The organism is Dyella sp. (assembly GCF_036568765.1).
Classification (GTDB): domain Bacteria; phylum Pseudomonadota; class Gammaproteobacteria; order Xanthomonadales; family Rhodanobacteraceae; genus GSA-30.
Map to the genome: position 1 here is coordinate 1 of NZ_DATCRY010000022.1, position 19,231 is coordinate 19,231.

Genomic DNA, 19,231 nt, shown 5'->3' on the forward strand with positions numbered 1-19,231 from the left:
GGCTGTTCGTCCTCGACGAAGTCCTGTGCACCCTTGCGGCCCTGCACGGTGACCGGGACGATCTCGTTCGCGAAGGCGCCGCTCTTCTGCGCGGCCTGCGCGCGCTCGACCGACGCGATCGCGAAAGCGTCCTGCTCCTCGCGGGAGAAGCGATACTTGTCGGCGCACAGCTCGCCGAACACGCCCATGGCCTTGCCGTCGTACGGATTGGTCAGGCCGTCCCACGCCATGTGGTCGACAAGCTGGCCGTCGCCGTAGCGGATGCCGCTGCGCGCGGCCACCATGTGCGGCGCATTGGTCATCGATTCCATGCCGCCCGCGACCACGATGCTCGCCGAGCCGGCCTTGATCAGGTCGTGGCCGAGCATCATCGCCTTCATGCCGGAACCGCACACCTTGTTGATCGTGGTGCAGCCGGTGCCGACCGGCAGGCCGGCTTCGAGCGACGCCTGGCGGGCCGGGGCCTGGCCGAGGTTGGCCGGCAGCACGCAGCCCATGATGACTTCGCTGACGTCCTTGGCAGTCACGCCCGATTGTTCCAGGGCCGCGCCGATGGCAGTGGCGCCGAGCGTCGGGGTGGGAACGCCGGTGAACTGGCCAAGGAATGAACCGATAGCGGTGCGCTTGGCACCGACAATGACAACGTCCGACATGGAGTACTCCACAAGTACCGCGGGGAAGAATGTGAGAATTATCGCAGTCGCAGCATAAATCGGGCAAACCGACTGCCCTGAGACGCATTTAAGACTTTCCCCACAAGGAGTTGCGATCCGATTGTGTCACTATGGATACAGGTGGCGCGGGGGCGCCGCCTTCCATCATGCAGGACCCTGATGAGGGGTCGGGGAAGGGACAAAATGAGCGCGCGATTGCACGGACAAGGCCGCCGTCAGGCGGCTGTATTGATTGCTATGGCGTTGACCTTGAGTGCCTGCGGCGGGGGCGGCGGTAACGGTAATACGCGTCCTGTCTCGCCTCCCCCGGCCGCGCCGCCCCCGGCACCGCCGCCGGCCGGTCCGCCGCCGCCGCAACCGCCCATCGATGCACAACTGGCGCTCACCGATACCTACGCTGCGCACAATGCCGGCTATGACGGCACGGGCGTCACCATCGGCGTGGTCGACAGCGGCATCATGAGGAACCACCCCGCACTGCAGGGGCGAGTCACGCAAGAGCTGATCTACGTCGATCCGTCGCAGAACAACACCAGCATCGACGATGTCGTCGGTCACGGTACCTGGGTCTCCGAGGTGGCGGCCGGCAAGCCGTTCGGTCAGTTCGTCGGCGGTATCGCGCCGGGTGCCGATCTGGTGTCCGCGCGCATCATCAACGACAAGGAGCCGACGGACGATGGCTCGGGCATGGGCAATCGCGTGAGCGCGGCCGACGCGCAGTTCTTCGGCTCGGTCAACGACGACCTGATGAACGCGGGCGTCAAAGTGATGAACAATTCCTGGGGCGGCTTGTACTGGGATGCCAGCGATACCGCGACCACCCAGGCGTTCGATGTCGCCTACAGCAAATATATCAACCAGTACGGCGGCCTGGTGGTCTTCGCTGCAGGCAATGACTCCAACCCCAACCCCAGCGATGTCGCGGCGTTGCCAAACCGTGCGCCTGATCTGCAAAAAGGCTGGTTGGTCGCGGTTGCCCTGGACAGCCTCAATCCGACGCAACTGGCCAGTTATTCGAACGCATGCGGTATTGCGCAAAATTATTGCCTGGCGGCGCCGGGCAATGTGATCGTCAGCGGCAAGGACGATACGCCTTCGAGCGAAAGCTATTGGATTGTCGAGGGCACTTCCTTCGCCGCACCGCAGGTATCCGGCGCAGCGGCGCTGGTGTGGCAAGCGTATCCGTATTTCAGCAATAGCTTGGTACAGCAGACCTTGCTCGGCACGGCCAAGGATCTGGGTGCCCCCGGACCGGATCCCGTGTTCGGTTATGGTCTGCTCGATGTTGGCGCTGCCGTCAATGGACCGGCGAAATTCGACTGGACGCCCGTCGAAGTCAATTTCAGCGGTACGTCGAACTGGAACAACGCCATCTCCGGCGCCTATGGCCTGACCAAGGACGGTAGCGGCACGCTCAATCTGACCCAGCCCTCCACGTACATGGGCGGTACGACGGTCAATGCGGGCACGCTCAATGCCGTTTCGCTGGCCTCGGGCGTCGCCATTGCGGCAGGCGCGCAGTTCAGCGCGCAATCGGTGACGGGTGCGGTCAGCAATAGCGGTACGTTGGCGCTGGGTGCGGTCAACACCACGATCGCCGGCAACTACACGCAGTCGAACACCGGCAGGCTGGCATTGCCGTTGGGTTCCGAGTTGATCGTACAGGGCACCGCTACGATCAACGGCGATCTTCAGGTGACTGGCCAGAATAACGGCTACGCCAAGAACGCACATACCGAAGTCCTCGCGTCCAACCAGCTTATTGGTACATTCGCGACGCACAGCGCCGGCCCTGGTGTGCTGTACACGGCAACGTTGAACTACGACGCGACCAGCGTCTGGCTCGATGTGCAGCAGATCCAGGTGACGCAAGTGCAGGGCATGAGTTACACGCCGGCTTCGTTCGGCGCGGCGCAGCGCGTCGATGCGGCATTCGGCCAGATCAACAATCAGGTGTCCGGCGGCGCGTCGTCGGTCAGCCCCGGCTTCGTTGCCGGTGCGGCGGCGTTGCAGCAGACGCCCGATACCCGCGCGTTGCAACAATCCCTGCAGTCGCTTTCCGGTCAATTGCACGCCGCCAGCGCGGCGATGACATTCGAAGCGATCGATGCCGGCACGCAGGCGCTCTCGGATCGTTTCGACAAACTGCTCGATCAGCCGGCCGGTGGCGGCTGGGCGCAATCGCTGGGTTATCACGGCAACATGAGCCGCAGCGGTTTCAGTAACGTCGGCTATGACTTGAATGGCTGGTTGATCGGTCAGGATTTCAAGCTTGGCTATAACGGCGTCGCCGGTTTCGCGGTCAGTCAGGCGCAAGGCCTGGGGCGCCTTGCCGAAACGGCCGACCAAGGTAGCAGTCGTGCTGTCGAAGGCATGTTGTACGGCGGTGTGATCAAGAGCGATTGGTATGCCATGGGCCGTTTCGGCGTGGGCAACTATCGCGAAGACATGCGCCGCAACCTGCTGCTCGGGGTAACCAGCGCGCCGGTCGCCAGCGATTCACTCGGCCGCTATGAAGTGGCATACGGCGAAAGTGGATACCGCTTCCGTCTGGGCGGTGCGACGCTGACGCCGTATGTGAACCTGCAATACGCGCAGATCGAGCGTAGCGCGATCAACGAACTGGGCGGTTATGGTTTTGGCCTGAAATCCGGCGGGCAAACGTTGCAGCGTTGGCAGGCTGGTGTCGGTCTACGTGCTTCGCAGCAATGGTCGCTGGGTCGTGCTGGCGATCTGGGTTTGCAGTTCCGCCTGCTGTGGCAACAAGCCTTCGGCATGCAAGGCGATGTTTTCGACGCCAGCTTCGCCGCACTCGATCAGTGGTCGCCGGTCGGCGGCATCGGCGTATCGCGCTATGGCGGCGTAGCCGGCATGACGCTGAACTGGAACTTCTCCAGGCACGCCAGCCTGGTCGCCGGTTACGACCAGCATTTCGATCAGAACCAGCTGGGGCGGACCGGTACGCTGTCGTATCGCTGGGAATTCTGATGAGCTAAGGCTACATGCTCCCTCCCCTGTTCACAGGGGAGGGTTGGGGAGGGGCAGACACTTGCCACGGTCCCTCCAGCGTCCGCTGTGCTTCACTCCTAACTCCTCACGCTTTACCGTGAAACAACTCGCGTCCGATCAACATCCGGCGAATCTCATTCGTGCCGGCGCCGATCTCATACAGTTTGGCGTCGCGCAGCAATCGCCCGGCCGGGAACTCGTTGATATAGCCGTTGCCACCCAGCGCCTGGATGGCCTCCAGCGTCACCTTTACCGCATTCTGCGAAGCATTGAGCAAACAGGCAGCCGGATCGATGCGCGATTTCAGGCCGGCGTCGAACTGCTGTGCCACCATGTACGCAAAGCCGCGCGACGACTGCAACGCGGTATACATATCGGCCACCTTGGCCTGCATCACGCCGAACGTGCCGATGGGCGCGTTGAACTGCTTGCGCTCGCGAACATAAGGCAGCACCAGGTCCATCGCAGACTGCATCAAGCCTAGCGGGCCGCCCGATAGCACCAGGCGCTCGGTATCCAGGCCGCTCATCAGCACGCGCACGCCTTCGTTCACTTCACCGACGATGTTCTCCGCCGGAATCTCGCAATCCTCGAACACCAGTTCGCAGGTGTTGGAACCGCGCATGCCCAGCTTGTCGAGTTTCTGCGCGGTGCTGAAGCCCTTCATGCCTTTTTCGACAATGAACGCAGTCATGCAGCGACTGCCGGCGACGCGCGGCGCGGTGCGCATATACACCAGTAGTACATCGGCGTCGGGGCCGTTGGTGATCCACATCTTCGAGCCGTTGGCGACCCAGACATCGCCTTTCTGCTCGGCCTTGCAACTCATCGAGCCGACGACATCGGAACCGGCGCCCGGTTCGCTCATCGCCAGCGCACCGACATATTCGCCCGTGCAGAGCTTGGGGATGTACTTGCGCCGTTGTGCTTCGTTGCCGTTATGAAAGATATTCTGCACAGCCAGATTCGAGTGCGCACCGTAAGAAAGACCCACCGAACCCGAAGCGCGGGAGATTTCTTCCATAGCCACCATGTGCGCGAGGAACCCCATGCCCGTGCCGCCGTACTCCTCCGGGATGGTCATGCCGAGCAGGCCCATTTCTCCGAATTTCCTCCACAGATCCGCAGGGAAGAGATTGTTGCGGTCGATGTGATCGGCGCGTGGCGCGATTTCTTTTTCGGCAAAGGCATGCACGCTCTCGCGCAGCAGGTCGATATCTTCTCCGAGTGGAAACGGACGCATGGTGCAACTTCTCCTGATCTGACGCCTTGGCGCGCAAACTTCAGAATGATAGCTGGCACGGCCAGTATGGCCTTGGCGCAGTGCACCAGATACGCCGGTACCCGCTCGTTAAATCGTTGCAAATAAGAATCACTCTCGATTAGAATGAGGTCTGGACGTACCCGGTTGTGGGTAGACGCCGATCTTCCACACCAGCGGGTCACTATCTTGAACATCCTGTCTCTTTCCGCGTCGCGGAAATCCGTGGCGTTTTCCCTGAAGCTTTTGCCCGTGGCGCTGGCATGCGCGCTCGGTAGTGCAGTCGCGCACGCTGACGATGCCGCAGAGGCACCCCAGCAGCGCAACGCCACCTCGCTGGAAGGCATACAAGTGGATGCCAATGCGATCGACGCCTATCGCACGGACAATGCCAGCGCCGGCGCATTGGGGAACCGCGCGCTACTGGATACGCCGTTTTCGATCGACGTAGTGACCGACGAGCTGATCAAGAATCGCCAAGCCAACAATATCAACGATGTCTTCAAGGGCGACGCCAGCACCTCGCCATTCAGCAACGGCTATGCGGGCGAGAACTCCGCGTTTTCCGTACGCGGCTTGCAGATCGACGAACTGAATGGCTATCGCATCAATGGCATGTCGATGCCGGCATGGGCAACGGATTTCCCGGTCGAGCATTTCCAGCAGATCGAATTGCTCAAAGGCCTGTCCGGATTCATGTATGGCTTTTCTCAGCCGGGCGGCATGCTCAACTTCGTGACCAAGAAGCCCACCGAGCAACCGATGGCGACCGTACGCGTCGGTTACACCTCGCGCTCGACCCTGACCGAAGAAGCCGATCTCGGTGGACGCTTCGGTACGAACAAGCAATTTGGCTATCGTATCGACGCGGTGAACGAGCAGGGCGGTACCTACGTCGATAGCGGCTACATCCGCCGCCGTTCGGTATCGCTGGGGCTCGATTGGCGCATTGCCGATAATCTCACCTGGCATTTCGACAGTCTGTACCAGGATCGTCATATACGCGGCGCGATGTACGGCATTATTCCCTGCCAGGATTTCGGCGTGTGCCTGCCCCATGGACCGTCTTTCGTCGATATTCCACCCGCGTTGAAGGGAAGCCAACGCGTGTCGTCGAGCGACACCGGCTATGGCACCAGCATGCGCATGGCGATGACCGGGGTCACCTGGAACATCGCACCGGATTGGACCTTCAGCGCGGATGTCGCGGCTTCGCTGCAAGGCCGTAGCAATCGCGACAGCGCAATCTTCCTGCTCGACAACGACGGCCTGTACCAGGAGCACCAATACCTGGGCTACACCGATTACTCCTATCGCAGCGTGCAGGCGATGCTCAACGGCCGTTTCCAGACCGGTTGGCTCAAGCACGATATCGTGGTCGGCGCCACCTGGCAGAAGAATGTGCAGCGTTATGGCGACAACATCTTCGACGAGGCCGATCTCGGCTTCGGTAACTTGAATAATCCCAGTAATTTCCCGCAGTCGCCGATTCCGTTGATCCGTCATGTGCGTACGGCTTCTACCGAAACGCAGGGCGCGGTCTTCGCCAGCGATACGCTGAGCTTCAACGAGCAGTGGCAGGCCTTGCTGGGCTTGCGTGCCATCGATTACACGCAAAGCGGTTACAACTATTTCAGCGATGGTGCACGCAATGCGCTCTATAAGCGCAACCCGGTCACACCGACGGTCGCGCTGATGTACAAGCCGGCCAACTGGGTGACGATCTACACCAGCTTTGTCAAATCGTTGGAGGAAGGCACCAGTGTGCCGGCGGGGCAGGGCTACGCCAACGAAGGCCAGACCTTCGCGCCGATGACCAGCAAGCAATACGAGTTTGGTGCCAAGTTCGCGCAGGACACATGGAGCCTGAGCGCTGCGGCATTTCGTATCGAGCGCGGTCTGGCGTACGCCGTGGTGCGCGATAACCAGCGCTTCCTGACCCAGGACGGTCAAGTGCGCTTCGATGGCTTCGAGTTGTCGGGCCAGACCAAGTTGGGTTCGCAATGGACCTTGCTAGGCAGTGCCCTATGGCTGGATGCAACCAACGAGCGCGCCGATCCGAGTATCGAAGGCAAGCGTGCCTACGGCGCGCCGCGTTTCTCCGCGAGTGCCTACGTGGAATATGCCGTGCCCACCATGCAGGGCTGGGTGCTGACAGCCGGCGGCCGCTACGTAGGCAGTCGCGCACTCGAATCGAACAACAGCAATATCGCGCCGGCCTACCACACCTTCGATGTCGGCACGCGGTATACGACGCGTATTGGGGCTTACCCGGTGACGTTCCGCTTGAACCTCGACAACCTGACCAATGAGAAGTACTGGCTGGTCGGTTGGGAGAGCATCATGAACCAGGGCGCGCCTCGTGTGTTGCGTGCAAGTGTGGAAGTGGCGTTGAAGTAACGCCGCTTCCAGGTTAGTCATTGTCAACCGGCTTTGTAGGTAATGATGACTCGGGCTGCCTGTGTCTATTCAATGCTTCCGTAGACCATATTTGATATATATTATAAATGTTGACGAGTCCGCTAAAAATGTATCTTTCATTTTCTCTGAGGGGGAGGAAGTGGACGCCAAGTGGAAGCACCGTTGTCTCAGGTGGGTTAAACGAGACTGTTCTCAAAGTAACAGTGCCCTCCACTATGCTGGCATAAAAGAACGAATTTCTCATAGCAACGAATTCTACGTCGGGGCTCAGTCTGGACTTTATATCGAAAATTTGATTCACCAAGATGACGGTTGTCTGATAGTGCTCGATGGGCTCGCCTGCGAAAGTTGTCTCGGCACGCAGTCGGACGGCGGTGTGGAAATAAACGTTATTGAGGGTCGCGGCGGCGCCGTATACCTCAAATTCAGGTTCGGTGTCGCGCTGGAGGAATAGTCTTGTTCCGATAGCTGAGGATTCCCAGAATACTCTGGCGTTGTCACCAGACTGGATCATCATTCTTTCAGGGCGGAGATTTCTTAGGAAAAAGGCGCTGTTCGTTTTAAAGACGGTAATGACTTCGTTGTGCTGAGTACCTTGGCCAGCTCCGTTGACGGAGGTCCATGGATCGTAATCAATGTTGACGCGTCCGGGCTCGGTGTTGATCTCAATCAACGCGAACGTAATGGAGATGACGTTTTTATTGGGCGCCGGATTCAATTGAATGGGATTGCCGTCTGCCGCGGTAACGGTAAAGATGGCACGATCGCGATTTTGCAGGTCGGCGACGACATTCATGGCTCGGCCGGTCGATTCACCTGCGAGCGTGTTCAATGCAACGGGGGTTGCGGTGAGATCGGTGGCGCCGATGCCGGTAGGTATGGCGATCACCAGTTTGTGAAAGAACACATTCTGGGTTTGTTCATGGTGCCTGCTGAGCGAGAAAACGAGTGTGCCGCGCGCCGTCTCCGTGCGGGAGGAGACTACGAATTGATCTGGATCCGTTACAACGATCGTTTCGATGCCACTAGGGGGCATGTCGTCGCTATCCAAGTTCTCGCCTCTCGAAAAGTAAGTCGCCATGGCCTATTCCTCTGGGTCTTCGTGTGGCTTGGAAGGGGGGGTGTCACCAGTGCGAGTTATTCGCGGTACTGTCAGTTCAGGGGTGTAGAGGCCACTGGCAACAATTCCTCGTATGGTTGCGGTGGCGGGATCGAACTCGCTGGGCGTACTTTCGAAATCGCCTACCCCCCAGTTGGTTCCCTGAAATGACATTCTTCGCCATTCGCGATGTCCCTTGAGCTCGACTTCCAGGCCGGGGGTGAATCCAAATTGCGTATAGATCAAGGTGCCCGGTGTCCTGCCGGGAGCGGTCTGCGCCGAGAGAATGGAAATTCCCTGCGTCGTGTATTGCAGTCGTGCCGGATCACTTTCCATTCCATCCATTACCTGTCGCATCTCGGCAATTCCGCCTGTGACGTGAATTTCCGTATTGTCCACACGGAATTCGCCGCTTTGATCAACCAAGGTCGGCCCACTCGATTGAAGTGAAGACCATTGACCGCTACCTAGCCTGATTTGAATATGCGCATACGGTGTGCCGGTTCCACGATAGCGGTAGCGCACCTGCGCACCTTGCATGAACATGTCGGCGGTGAGGATTCTGGGCGGCTGAAGGTCGATCGGATCGGAGTACGGACACTCGATATAAGGACTGTGGATGTTCCTGATGGATTGGTACGCGACCGCCATGGCATCGCTCGAGCCTATGTTGCTGGTGAAGCTGAAGCGCCCGGATGAGCCGATGACGCCGACGGTTCCAAAGTTACCGTGGCTGATCTGCACCGATAGCTCGGCGCCTGGAGTGCCGAAACCCTCATATTCGAACGAGGTTCCATCTGCGGATCGGGTTGCTCTTGAGATAGATAAGGGATCTCTCAGCGTGTAATTGGCACTCACCCAGACTTGGGGCTCCTGGCCATCGAGTTGCATGAATCTCACCGTTGGTGTCAGATTGCCAACGGTTGTGTTGTTGATAGTGAGCCATCCATTGGAATCGAGTTGACCGAGAAGATTTTCGTTGCGGTCGACTTGAATGAATGCGTTGGGGCGACCCTTCAAGTTGTAGATGAATAAGGCAGTGTCGTCCAGTGTATATGTTGCGGCGAGCGAGACGGATAATTCTGGCCTTATGTCGTATTCTTTGGATACGGGCAATGAAATAATGGCATTGATTCTTTGGCGGATGGTGGCAGTGTCGAGGTCCCGTTCTTGTGTCGGAACATTGCTCTCGGTGAGGTTGAATTTGCCAGAGGAATCGATGGATCCCACGTTTTTCCAGGCGCCCGTCGTCATCAGGACTTCGATGACAGCGCCACGTGTTCCCGTGCCTCTATAGAGGTACCACTGCTGATTTTCCGCGGGCGAAGGCTGACGTGCCGCCTCGCTTAAGTGGAGCGCGGTTTCAAACTCATAGAGTCGGGTGATGGGATCGCTGGCGACGCCATCAACGGCCTGGCGAACGCGTGCGTCGGCTCGAGTGGATGCGCCATAGGGGGATTCTTTGGCTTCAAAGCTTCCGTCTTCGTTGACCAGGGTCTGTTTTCCAGGCGCATCGGGTGTGATCCATTCATTGTTGCTATGGAGGACTTCGATGATGGCGAAAGGTGTGCCGAAACCCGTGTAGTGAAAGCGACGTGTGTTGGATTCGTTATGCACAAGCGCCGATTGCAAAGAAAACGCTTCTTCAACGGTATAAGGCATCGATACCGATGTTGAAATCACGGCATCGATACGCTGTCGAAGCGTCGCTGTTGAAAAGTCGCGGTCATTCCAAGGAATATTTGCCTCGGTTAGGGCGAACTCTCCGTTTGCATTGACGCGACCGAGTGTTTTCCATGTGCCCGCTGTGGTCAGCGCCTCAATATCTGCGCCGCGCGTGCCGGTACCGGCATAAGAGTACCTATGCCACTCATTGCTGTATGAGCGCCGCGCCGCTTCCGTAAGTCTGAGCTCGACCTCCAGCGTGTAGCGAATGCTGGCGACTGCGCTGGCAATGCCTTCCCGGCGCTGGCGTATCTCTGCGATCGCCGCTCCCGATCCGTAGGCGGTATTGAGCGCCTCGAAGGACCCATCCGATTCAACAAGGGTTTGCGAAGTCGGCTCTCCTGGTGTTTTCCATAAGCCGTCTTTATGAAGCACTTGAATGACTGCACCCGGTGTACCGAATCCACGATAGTGGTAGCGCACACTGTCAGGGTTCTGGTTTCGATGTACCCATGCGGACGTGGCGATAAGTTCGCCGGTTAGCCTTGCATAGGGTGGCGTGAGAAGCAGATAACCGCTATAGGCGGTTGGCATGATCTGATCGGGATGAGGCGTGATGTCCGCAGGCGCAAGCGGTTGGCGTGTCCAGTGAGGGTGTTCGCCTGTACTTTCATTCGGCGCGGCCCATTCGTAGCTGCCATGACGCGCGTCTGGCGGGTACGTGAGAAGTTGATTTCGTGCTGCCAGGGCCTCCGTCAGGAGCTCGACGCCGGTCAATGCAATACGTCTGTTTTGCCCGCTGACGGTCAGGGTCAGTTCGCGAAGGGGGGCAAGGTCGATACCGCCAAGGATGCTACGAGGCTCGGGCCCAGGCGTATAGTCGCTAAGAAGCGGCGTGACTTTTCCAGTGACATCGATATGCCTTACCGTAATGCGAATGTCGTCCGCCGCAAAGCGCGTATCCCACGCGATATGTACGTTATGGAGTGTGCTGGCAATGAGCGGTGCGAGGGTTATGACGGCCGGTGCCGTGATGAGATCTCGGCTGACATAAGACGTATTCGGGTTACCGTCGATAAGGTTGCCAACCGGGTCGTCATCGGTGCCGGGGTACGTGCTGGTTACGGTGATCTCCGGGGGATCGTCCGTCGATACGGCCATGGTGGTCAGTAGCGGCGTGGCCAGGAATGCCGCCTGGATATGAAATAGCGCATAGGACACGGCATTGGTGTTGAGCGTCAGTTCGGCGGTAGGCAGTACTCCGGTGTGCGCTCGCGCGACCAAGTGCGGATTGACCAGCAGCGTGAGATGTCGCGCAGCGTCACCGGTGGTCGCTGCAAGACGAGTGATCGTGTCGGTGCTCGGCGGCTGGATATAGTCGACCGTAGGTATCTGTGGAAACGCGGCGGCGAACAGGCGTGCGTAGTTGACCGTCTGGTTGGTGGCCGAGGTACTCGTGAAGTAACCGACGAGCCCGTCGGAAAGCTCGTCGCCCACGCGGCCGAGCCATGCACGATAGGTATGCGGATCTCTGGTGAGATCCGGCTCCGGCGGCTCGAGCACGGTTTCCCAACTGGGGTTGCGGGGCGCTGGCTGTCGCAGCTTCAACGCCGCGGAAGCGGTGACAAGCGCGTAGGGTCTGCCAATCAAATTGACCGGGGCACTGTCGTCGGTTTCCGTACCGTCGACCATATGCTGTTCCGCTTGTTCGAAGAGCTCGGTCAGGCGCGTCAGGCGTGTCGCGGAACTGCCGATCAGTGCATTGAGAAAATTCCGCAGATCGGGAAAGCGGGTCGCGAAGTCGGCGTCGGTGTATCGATAAGGTGTATGTGGGAGCGGGATAAGGGCGATCAGGTTTTCAAAGGTGGCGCGGAGCGCGCCCAGCGGCTGTCCGGTCGCTGTATAGACCGCGATGGAACGGTCGAGTCGATTGACCAGCAACCAGCCGATAATGCCGTCAAGAGATCTGGTCGTGTTTCGCGTAGAAAATTCCACGCGTGCGTCGCAGAGGATACGCGGCGATAGCTGGATGAATCGATGAAGATCGGTGGCATCCGGATAGAGAGGCCGGTTGGGGACAACATCCGGAGCGCGTTCGGGGAAGAAATGCAACGGGCCACGCTGGAGGGGGCTGACGATGACAGCCGAACGACCGAACCGGTCGACGATGCGCAAGCTGACGAATGTGATCTGCCCGGCGCGAACCACGCGAAACCGGCTCTGCGCGGTCGTGCGTATCGGATCCGGTGAAAAGTCGGTATCGATGAGGGTATCGGGCATCGCAGCGCCCGAACGCTGAAGCAGCCAATCGTTGAATCCACTCAGGCGCTGGGAAAGGAAATCGGTTTCCCTCAGGGCAATGTCTACGTTATCGAGACCGCGGTCGCCTTCGAGGCCGTAGGTGCTCCGGTAACGGCGAAGCTGGGCTCGGGCGACCAGGCTGAAGGTCGGATTGATATAACCCCGTCCCCGGAAGGTGTGTTGATCGAGCCCGCCTTCGCCGTCGCCGGGTTCCGCGCCCGTACCGTTCCACTGCAGTCGCATGGTGCGATTGGCGATCTGGTGGCTCCAATGCAGTGTCGTACCGCTCTGATAGGGTGTTGCAAAATAATGAAGTCGCCATGAAACGAACATGGGTGTCCATGGCTGTTGCCATGCACCGAAATACTCGGGTAGAGGGCCACGTGCCCAATCGGAAGGAATCGCGCCTTGGGCAATGGTTTCAATCGCACCAGGGGTATTGGAAACCCGGTGCATTAAATCGAATTCCTTGATCAGTTCGATGACCGGTGCGGAAAATTTCAAACCGGAAACGTTGGGGCGAGGGTAACCCTCGCGCGTGGCGATCCACGTCGAGCCCACTCGAAGTCCCGTGACGAGTGCGTCGTGGCTGCGCAACGGAAGCGATAGGTTCTCGTCTCGCGGCCCTTCGGCAGGGTCGTAGCCCGAGCCACCAATCGCGATAACCGGATCATCGGCGGCGTAGTATTCGTCGTCTGGCTGGCGATGCAGAAGGTATCGATCCGTGTCCAATCCTTGTTTTATGGCATATTCCCGCGCCAACGCTTCGAGGTCCTCGCCTTCGCCCGTAGGCACCAGGTCCTTCAATCGTTGCTCTTCGATCTCGGCAGCGCGCAGCTGATTGGCGGCGCTACCGGAACGGTTGACATCGAGCTGTTCATTCAGCCGGGGATCGAAGGCCGTCCCATATCCGTCGGGTCGACGATCGACGGGCAACGCACGCAGATACTTGAAGGTATCCACGCGCTCGCGGAGCAGTTGGGTGCGATGGCGCTGCGCGTCGTAGGCAGCCTGATCCTGGTTGAGCGTGGTCAGCCAGACAGGATTGACCGGCGGTGGCGTATCCTCGTCATTGTCATCGGTGCGTACATCGATGAACCATCGGTATCCACCATGGGATGGTAGAAATCCGGTGTTGAAGCTCGTGCGAGCGCTGTCGGAGCCACTACCGGGGGTGTCGGAGTTTTCCAGCATGCCGAGGAAGAGATCGGCCAGATCGGCATCCACGCCTTGCTGCAGGATATCGTCCGTGTTGTTGCCGACATAGACTGTTATCTGCTCCCGGTTTGGACGGCGAGAGGGCGGTGCCCTTCCGGCATACTCCCACACCACACCCAATGCCCTGCCGGAGTAAAGCGTATCGGCGCTCGTTCCCTGGTCGGGGCGTTCGGTATGCCAGCCCAGGGCAGCGAAGATATCGGCGATGGCCGGGTTCGCAGGGAGGTCGGGCGGCAGCAGGCCGGGTATGGTCTTTGCCTGATTGACGATGTCGATGGCTGCATCGTGGTACCAGCCCACGACCAGGTAGCTCAGACGATGATTCTCGACGATGCCGTTGGAATTGGTAGGTAACCCGGCGAGCGTGTCATGGAAAGACAGCACATTGCGATGGTAAGGCTCGAAAGCAGCAAATGAAGGCAGGCCGGGGCCCATCGCGGTGAGAAAGGGAGGCTTGCCGTGTGTGGGCTCCGTCCATGGATTCGTGGTGATGTCCTGGCTACGTCCGACCAGATCGAACTGCGGTGTAGACACACGGGAAGGCGGCGTAATAAACGGGCTGGTTCCGGGCTTGGCAGGATCGTCGCTTTGCAGATGGTCGCTATGAACCACCCAGGCACGCATGGCGGTCGCATTCGGATCGGCGATGCCGGGACGAGACGCATAGCGGACCACCAGCCAGCGATTGGGAATCAACGGAAACTGGCTGTCCTCGCCGGCAGAAAACGATCCCTGCGTCAGGGCTTCGGGCAGCTCCCATTGGACGTGCACACCTTCGAAGTAGTTGAAAGGTGCGAGATCTTCCATGGATTGCTCGGGAACCGGTTCGCCATCGTGCATGCGCTGGAGCATGGGATTGAATGTCGGCACCCAACGGTTGAAGACTTCAGCGCTTCGCACGACGCGATTGACGACCAGGGCGCGAAGCCGTACGGGAATGATATAAGCCATCACTTCCGTCCTCGCGTTGTAGTGGAGACCGTAATGCGTTGGCGAATCGAGGAAACGATGAGCTGCAGGGCGAGATCCTTGGAATGGCCTTGTGACTGCGTCGCGTCAGCAAGCGCTTTGGCGATGCCGTCGCTGCCGCCGACTTTCAGGACATCGGCCTTTTTCCCTAGAGAGACAGCGCGAAGGTAACGTTCGAAGATCGTTCCTGTCGGAGGAAATCTAGCGCCGGGCCCGACGCCGGTCTGGGCGTTGCGAAGCGTGATAAATCCCTGCAATGGGGTGCCGTGATGGATGCCTTCGCTGTTTTCGACGATGTCGACGTTGACAGGTGCGCGCGCGAAGAGCACCAGCAAGATATTTGGTGCGAGCAATGCGCGCCGCAGCTCCGGTATGGTGCCCTGTGCGTCGGTAGCGACAATGACGGCGTTCGGCCAAACGGGTACGAGCTCGCTGTGCATCAGCATGCCAGCTTGCGGCCGCGGCTCCATCGATGCAGCCAGTGCGGCGTCGAGTGCCGGCTGCACGAGGGCATCGGTTTCGGTGGCCGCAGCGGTATCCTTGGCGCCAGCCAGGAAGCGGCTCATCCAGGCGGGGTCGATCAGGAAAAAGCGCAGGCTCTCTTCCGGCAGGGCATCGGGGTCGGGAACGAGCATGTTGAAAGCGACCCCGTACAGATGGCTGAGCCGGTCCAGCCAGGCTGCAATCTCCTCGGCAAAGGGTTCGGCCGCGCGTAGCAGTTGTGCCTGGGCTTGAGGGCTCCCAAGCGTCTGAGCAGGCGAAGCGGCATGCTCGGCTGGCGCTGGAACGGGAGTGGGATCGGAAGATGGTTCTGCGATGTCGAGCCCCGACGGGGGTAGGAGTGCACGAATGCGCTCCTCCTCCACCTTGCGGCCGATCCGCTCCAAGGCGGCGACGGGAGAAAAGGAAAGGCCGGACCACGCCTGGTTATTTTCCGCCGCGGTAAGAAGATAGGCTGCGGTATTGCGAAGTCGCCGCCGTGTGCGCGTCAGGGCCTGACGTGTATCCGGGGCCATCAAGGTCATGGTGCGGCCAAGCATCCAGGCAGATGCATAACTGATATCGAACATTCCATAGTCGGTATCGTTGAAAATGAGCGCGTGATCGCTGGAGGAGTGCGTTGTTCCCTCAAGGGCGTCAGGCAGTGGGCGCGCCGTGTAGGGAATAAAGGGGCCGCGATACCAGGCGAACGTTTGCTCGCCGGAAAGTGTGACAAAGGGAACCGATACGTAGCCACGTTCCAGCCGCGCATTGGCGTGAATGACATGGTTGCCGCTGCCAGGGGCGAGCTTCGGAGAGCGCAGCGCCAGACCGTCGCCGCCGGGCGCAACAAGATTCTGCAGGATGGCTGCGGGGTCGAGGCTGGAGGTTTGGCAGGTGAATGCCCAATGAGCCAGGCTGCATAAGCGGAGCGTCCCACTGACCGGAAAGCCGCTCGCGATCAGGGCACTAAACCCCTCGAAAGACACCAGGTGCGCAACATAGGGCCCGGTGGTCCTGGGAAAGCGGTTTGCCACGATGACGGTGAAATCCCCTTCGGAGAACACGTCGCCCGATTGGGTGCGTTGATCGGGATGCCGTACATGACGGATATGTGCCAGAAGCGGGAGATCGTCGAGCGTAGGAGCGATAGCGCGCATGACCTCGGCAGGAACATCGATAGTGTGGCATGAGCCGTCGTATTCGCTATCGTCGCTGATCGTCAGTGTGGGAACGAGTACACCGGGTTCGGGGGCGCGCAGAAAGTCGCCGACGGTACGCTCGGAAACCAGGCCCAGTGCTTCCGGATCGTCGATGATTTCCCCCAACGTGAAGACAAGTACGGCCATCCAAGGTATGGGCGGGGCTTCGACGGTTGCTTCGCTGCCGTCGATATGCCGCTCCCAGGCAAGCATGGGACGGGCTACGGTGATATGCGGAAGCGCCGTGCTTACGTCTGACTGGCTACCGGGTGCCGGATAGGTCGCATGAATCGTGGAGCTATCCAGAAAGAAACGCGGTGCGCGAATGCGGTAGTGCTGCGGAGGCTGCTCGAATGTTCTATTTCCGTCGACATTCAGCGTCTGCACCGCTCGAAAGGTATAGTCGCCCGGCGCCATGCCTGGTATTTCGTAATCCACGAGTTGCACGTGAAGAATCGCATCGTCTGCAAATGCAATCGACGCCGTGATGTCTTTTTGGGTAACGCCTTTCATCGTGCGGCATCCCAAGTAAGCTTTGACAGTTCAGTTGGCTGTGCTCAACATCGGTGCTGTGACGTATGTCGATCGCGCCATCCAGGCATATTTAGCTAACGTGCTGTCGTTCGGTAGCGCAAAACCGGCTTCGGCAAGCACGTCGTGCAGCGCCGTTCGATTCGCCCGTATGGTGTTGTTGCCCAACGCGGTGAAGATCTTTTGCGGGGATCCGTTATCCGTTCGCGGCGTAGGCCCCGTTGCCGCGCGACCAAGGCGAGGAAGGGATCCCGTGTCGAGGTCCGTGACGCCAAGCGTTTGCGTTGAGATCTCGGCCAGGCTGGGACCTATCACGGGCTCGGGCGCGCGGATCTCGACGTAGGTATAACGATCGGTTCGCTGGGGCGCGCCGTTCAATCCGCCCCCGTTGAGATCGCCCCACAAAGCATTCGGCACGCCACGCCGCTCCGTAGCGATCCGCCACCCAGTCAAAGAAATCGGCGTGTTTCCCCGGGTGATTGTGATAACGAGCCCGGTGGTGATGGCCGAGCGCCTCATGGGGCGAATGGGAACCGCTCCCAGCGCTTGTCCTTGTTGTATGCCGTTGACAGTCACCGTTCCGTTAGGAATCGCCGTTATGGCTGCGATCGTGAAGGTGTCGGCCGTGACCGGTGTCGGGCCGTCTGCGTTACGCAGGGTCGCCTCTTCCGTGGGGTGAATATCGACGAGCATTCCCAACTGCAGGGTCAGCTGCAAGGGAGAGGGGATCTGCTGGGCGAAATCTTCCCAGGGGATGGCAGGGATGGACTGTTTGCCGCTTCCGATGGGGAAGGTAAATGTGGCGAACCAGACGTGCACCTGCGCTCGGCCGCCCAAAGGCGGGCCGTAGAGATTCAGTTGGGCGCCAACCTCAAGACTGACCCGGACCTTGACGAACCAGATCTTTACCGATGCCGATACGCCTACGCGAACACCGACATGCACGTCGTAATAAAACGGTTTCCATTGAAGTAACGCATTCAATTGGGCCTGCAGCCACGCTTGCAGTCTCAGGTCTCCCCCGGAATCGAACTGCGCGTCGAGCAGCCCGCCGGCCATGAGCAGGTTGTCCGTCAAGGCGGCATAGACCGTGCCCGAGACCTTGACCGGGCCTAATTGGTATTGATAACCAAGACGTGGAGGCCGCGGAAAATGGTCCGGTGGCGAGAATGCAGGGTGATAACCGCCGAGCGTGAGCACAAATCCGCGTCGCTGCGTCTCGGTGTCCTTGCCCCAGATGCGCAAGGCCAATCCGCCGAGCAAGCGCGCTTTCGGATCCAGGATATAGGAGCCCGGTGAGACTTGTGCATCCACGCTGAAGCGTTCCAACGACGAGTCGTAGCCGATCGCAAAATCGATGGCCACCTTCGCCATGGTCGTCCTGCCGCTATTGGGCCGTGGAAGGTCCAGCACCGTTCGTCCTGCCAACAGCGCTTTCCATGCTCGGTCGGCAGGCGCCACCTCGATAATGATGACGGCGGCCGTTTCGATAAACTTGAATGCCGTAAACGAAATGCCTCCCGCGGCCCAATAGCGGCCCGCAGAAGCCGTCACCCATGCCACGCTGCCATTCAAACCCATCAATTGATTGAGCGCTTCAAGAGGGGGCAGCGAAGGAGCGGTGGGAGACGTCTGGCCGATCAGCGGGAAGGTGGCCAGTTCGTCGACCGATGGATGCCGCAACGAGGAGTTCACTCCAAGCCCAAGGGCCAGGCCGGTGAATATCACGGGAGGGACGGCAAACAGGCCTTCCGGGCTGCGCAGTTCCGCATAGGCAAAAATCGATTGCGTTCCATTGGGTAGCCGTTCCCAGGAGCCGAGCGCGCGAATGGACAGAAGATTCTGCAGCTCGATCTTCGCCATGCCCGCGAAGCCATCGCGCGGTGGCGGCAGAAACAGCAGGCCGGCGGCAATCGCGAAGGCGGGTGGCTGTTTGATATCCAGCCCCGCCCCGGACAGGCGCGGCGATACCCGCAACGACTCTTCCAAAGTAAAATCCAGCCCAAGTCCTTCGAGAGAGAAGGTGAGCGGCCCGGCTGTAAATGCGCCATCGATCTGAATACTGAATTTGCCGGTTTCGGTCGAATAACCGATACGAAAGTCCGATAGCCGAATCGGGCCTACAACAATTTCTTTTTTATCCTTCCCGTCGCCGGGTGGATTCTGAAGATTTGCAGATGGATCAGTCACCGTACGCATGTCCAGCGACCTCAAGTCCTATGAGTGCATAGGGTCGGAATTAATACGCGGCATTTCCATATTTTAGTGTAAACAATGTGTTAATTATTAGTAATTTAAAAAAATGGTTTTTTGCTTGTTTTGATCCTTGAAGTTAATCATATTTTGGTCCAGGCTTAGGTGCTTGTTGGAATGGATATTGGCGTAAGTAGGTGTAATACAA

Annotated in this window: 7 protein-coding genes and 1 pseudogene; 2 read left to right on the forward strand and 6 right to left on the reverse strand. The window is 59.3% G+C overall.

Features of this window, described 5'->3' with window-relative positions:
* Positions 1-653: pseudogene (locus VIM98_RS01735) on the reverse strand (acetyl-CoA C-acetyltransferase); the annotation flags it as partial.
* Between the two features lie 204 nt (positions 654-857).
* Here VIM98_RS01735 and VIM98_RS01740 point away from each other — a divergent pair.
* On the forward strand, positions 858-3,662 hold the full coding sequence (locus VIM98_RS01740; protein WP_331991364.1) for a S8 family serine peptidase: 2,805 nt from the start codon (positions 858-860) through the stop codon (positions 3,660-3,662).
* A gap of 106 nt (positions 3,663-3,768) precedes the next feature.
* On the opposite strand, the gene VIM98_RS01745 is transcribed toward VIM98_RS01740, so the two are convergent.
* Entirely contained in the window at positions 3,769-4,926 is a 1,158-nt protein-coding gene (locus VIM98_RS01745; RefSeq protein WP_331991365.1) for an isovaleryl-CoA dehydrogenase, read from the reverse strand.
* 243 nt (positions 4,927-5,169) lie between these two features.
* Between VIM98_RS01745 and VIM98_RS01750 the strand changes: the two genes are divergently transcribed.
* Entirely contained in the window at positions 5,170-7,344 is a 2,175-nt protein-coding gene (locus tag VIM98_RS01750; RefSeq protein ID WP_331991366.1) for a TonB-dependent receptor, read from the forward strand.
* A 13-nt stretch (positions 7,345-7,357) separates the two neighbouring features.
* On the opposite strand, the gene VIM98_RS01755 is transcribed toward VIM98_RS01750, so the two are convergent.
* The 4 genes from VIM98_RS01755 to VIM98_RS01770 are packed head-to-tail and all read right to left on the reverse strand — an operon-like array spanning position 7,358 to position 19,029.
* Positions 7,358-8,446, reverse strand: a complete 1,089-nt coding sequence (locus VIM98_RS01755; RefSeq protein ID WP_331991367.1) for a hypothetical protein — start codon at positions 8,444-8,446, stop codon at positions 7,358-7,360.
* A gap of 3 nt (positions 8,447-8,449) precedes the next feature.
* Positions 8,450-14,599 carry a hypothetical protein gene (locus VIM98_RS01760; RefSeq protein ID WP_331991368.1) on the reverse strand — a complete coding sequence of 2,050 codons (6,150 nt, stop codon included), beginning with the start codon at positions 14,597-14,599 and terminating at the stop codon, positions 8,450-8,452.
* Positions 14,599-16,812 carry a hypothetical protein gene (locus VIM98_RS01765; protein ID WP_331991369.1) on the reverse strand — a complete coding sequence of 738 codons (2,214 nt, stop codon included), beginning with the start codon at positions 16,810-16,812 and terminating at the stop codon, positions 14,599-14,601. The genes VIM98_RS01760 and VIM98_RS01765 overlap by 1 nt, the downstream gene beginning before the upstream one ends.
* Positions 16,813-16,842: 30 nt before the next feature.
* Entirely contained in the window at positions 16,843-19,029 is a 2,187-nt protein-coding gene (locus VIM98_RS01770; RefSeq protein WP_331991370.1) for a DUF6603 domain-containing protein, read from the reverse strand.
* Positions 19,030-19,231: the final 202 nt, after the last annotated feature.

Bases quoted from the DNA above. Each gene is read 5' to 3' on its own strand.
- VIM98_RS01740 (WP_331991364.1), top strand. From the start codon at position 858: ATGAGCGCGCGATTGCACGGACAAGGCCGCCGTCAGGCGGCTGTATTG.
- VIM98_RS01745 (WP_331991365.1), bottom strand. From the start codon at position 4,926: ATGCGTCCGTTTCCACTCGGAGAAGATATCGACCTGCTGCGCGAGAGC.
- VIM98_RS01755 (WP_331991367.1), bottom strand. From the start codon at position 8,446: ATGGCGACTTACTTTTCGAGAGGCGAGAACTTGGATAGCGACGACATG.
- VIM98_RS01760 (WP_331991368.1), bottom strand. From the start codon at position 14,599: ATGGCTTATATCATTCCCGTACGGCTTCGCGCCCTGGTCGTCAATCGC.
- VIM98_RS01765 (WP_331991369.1), bottom strand. From the start codon at position 16,812: ATGAAAGGCGTTACCCAAAAAGACATCACGGCGTCGATTGCATTTGCA.
- VIM98_RS01770 (WP_331991370.1), bottom strand. From the start codon at position 19,029: ATGCGTACGGTGACTGATCCATCTGCAAATCTTCAGAATCCACCCGGC.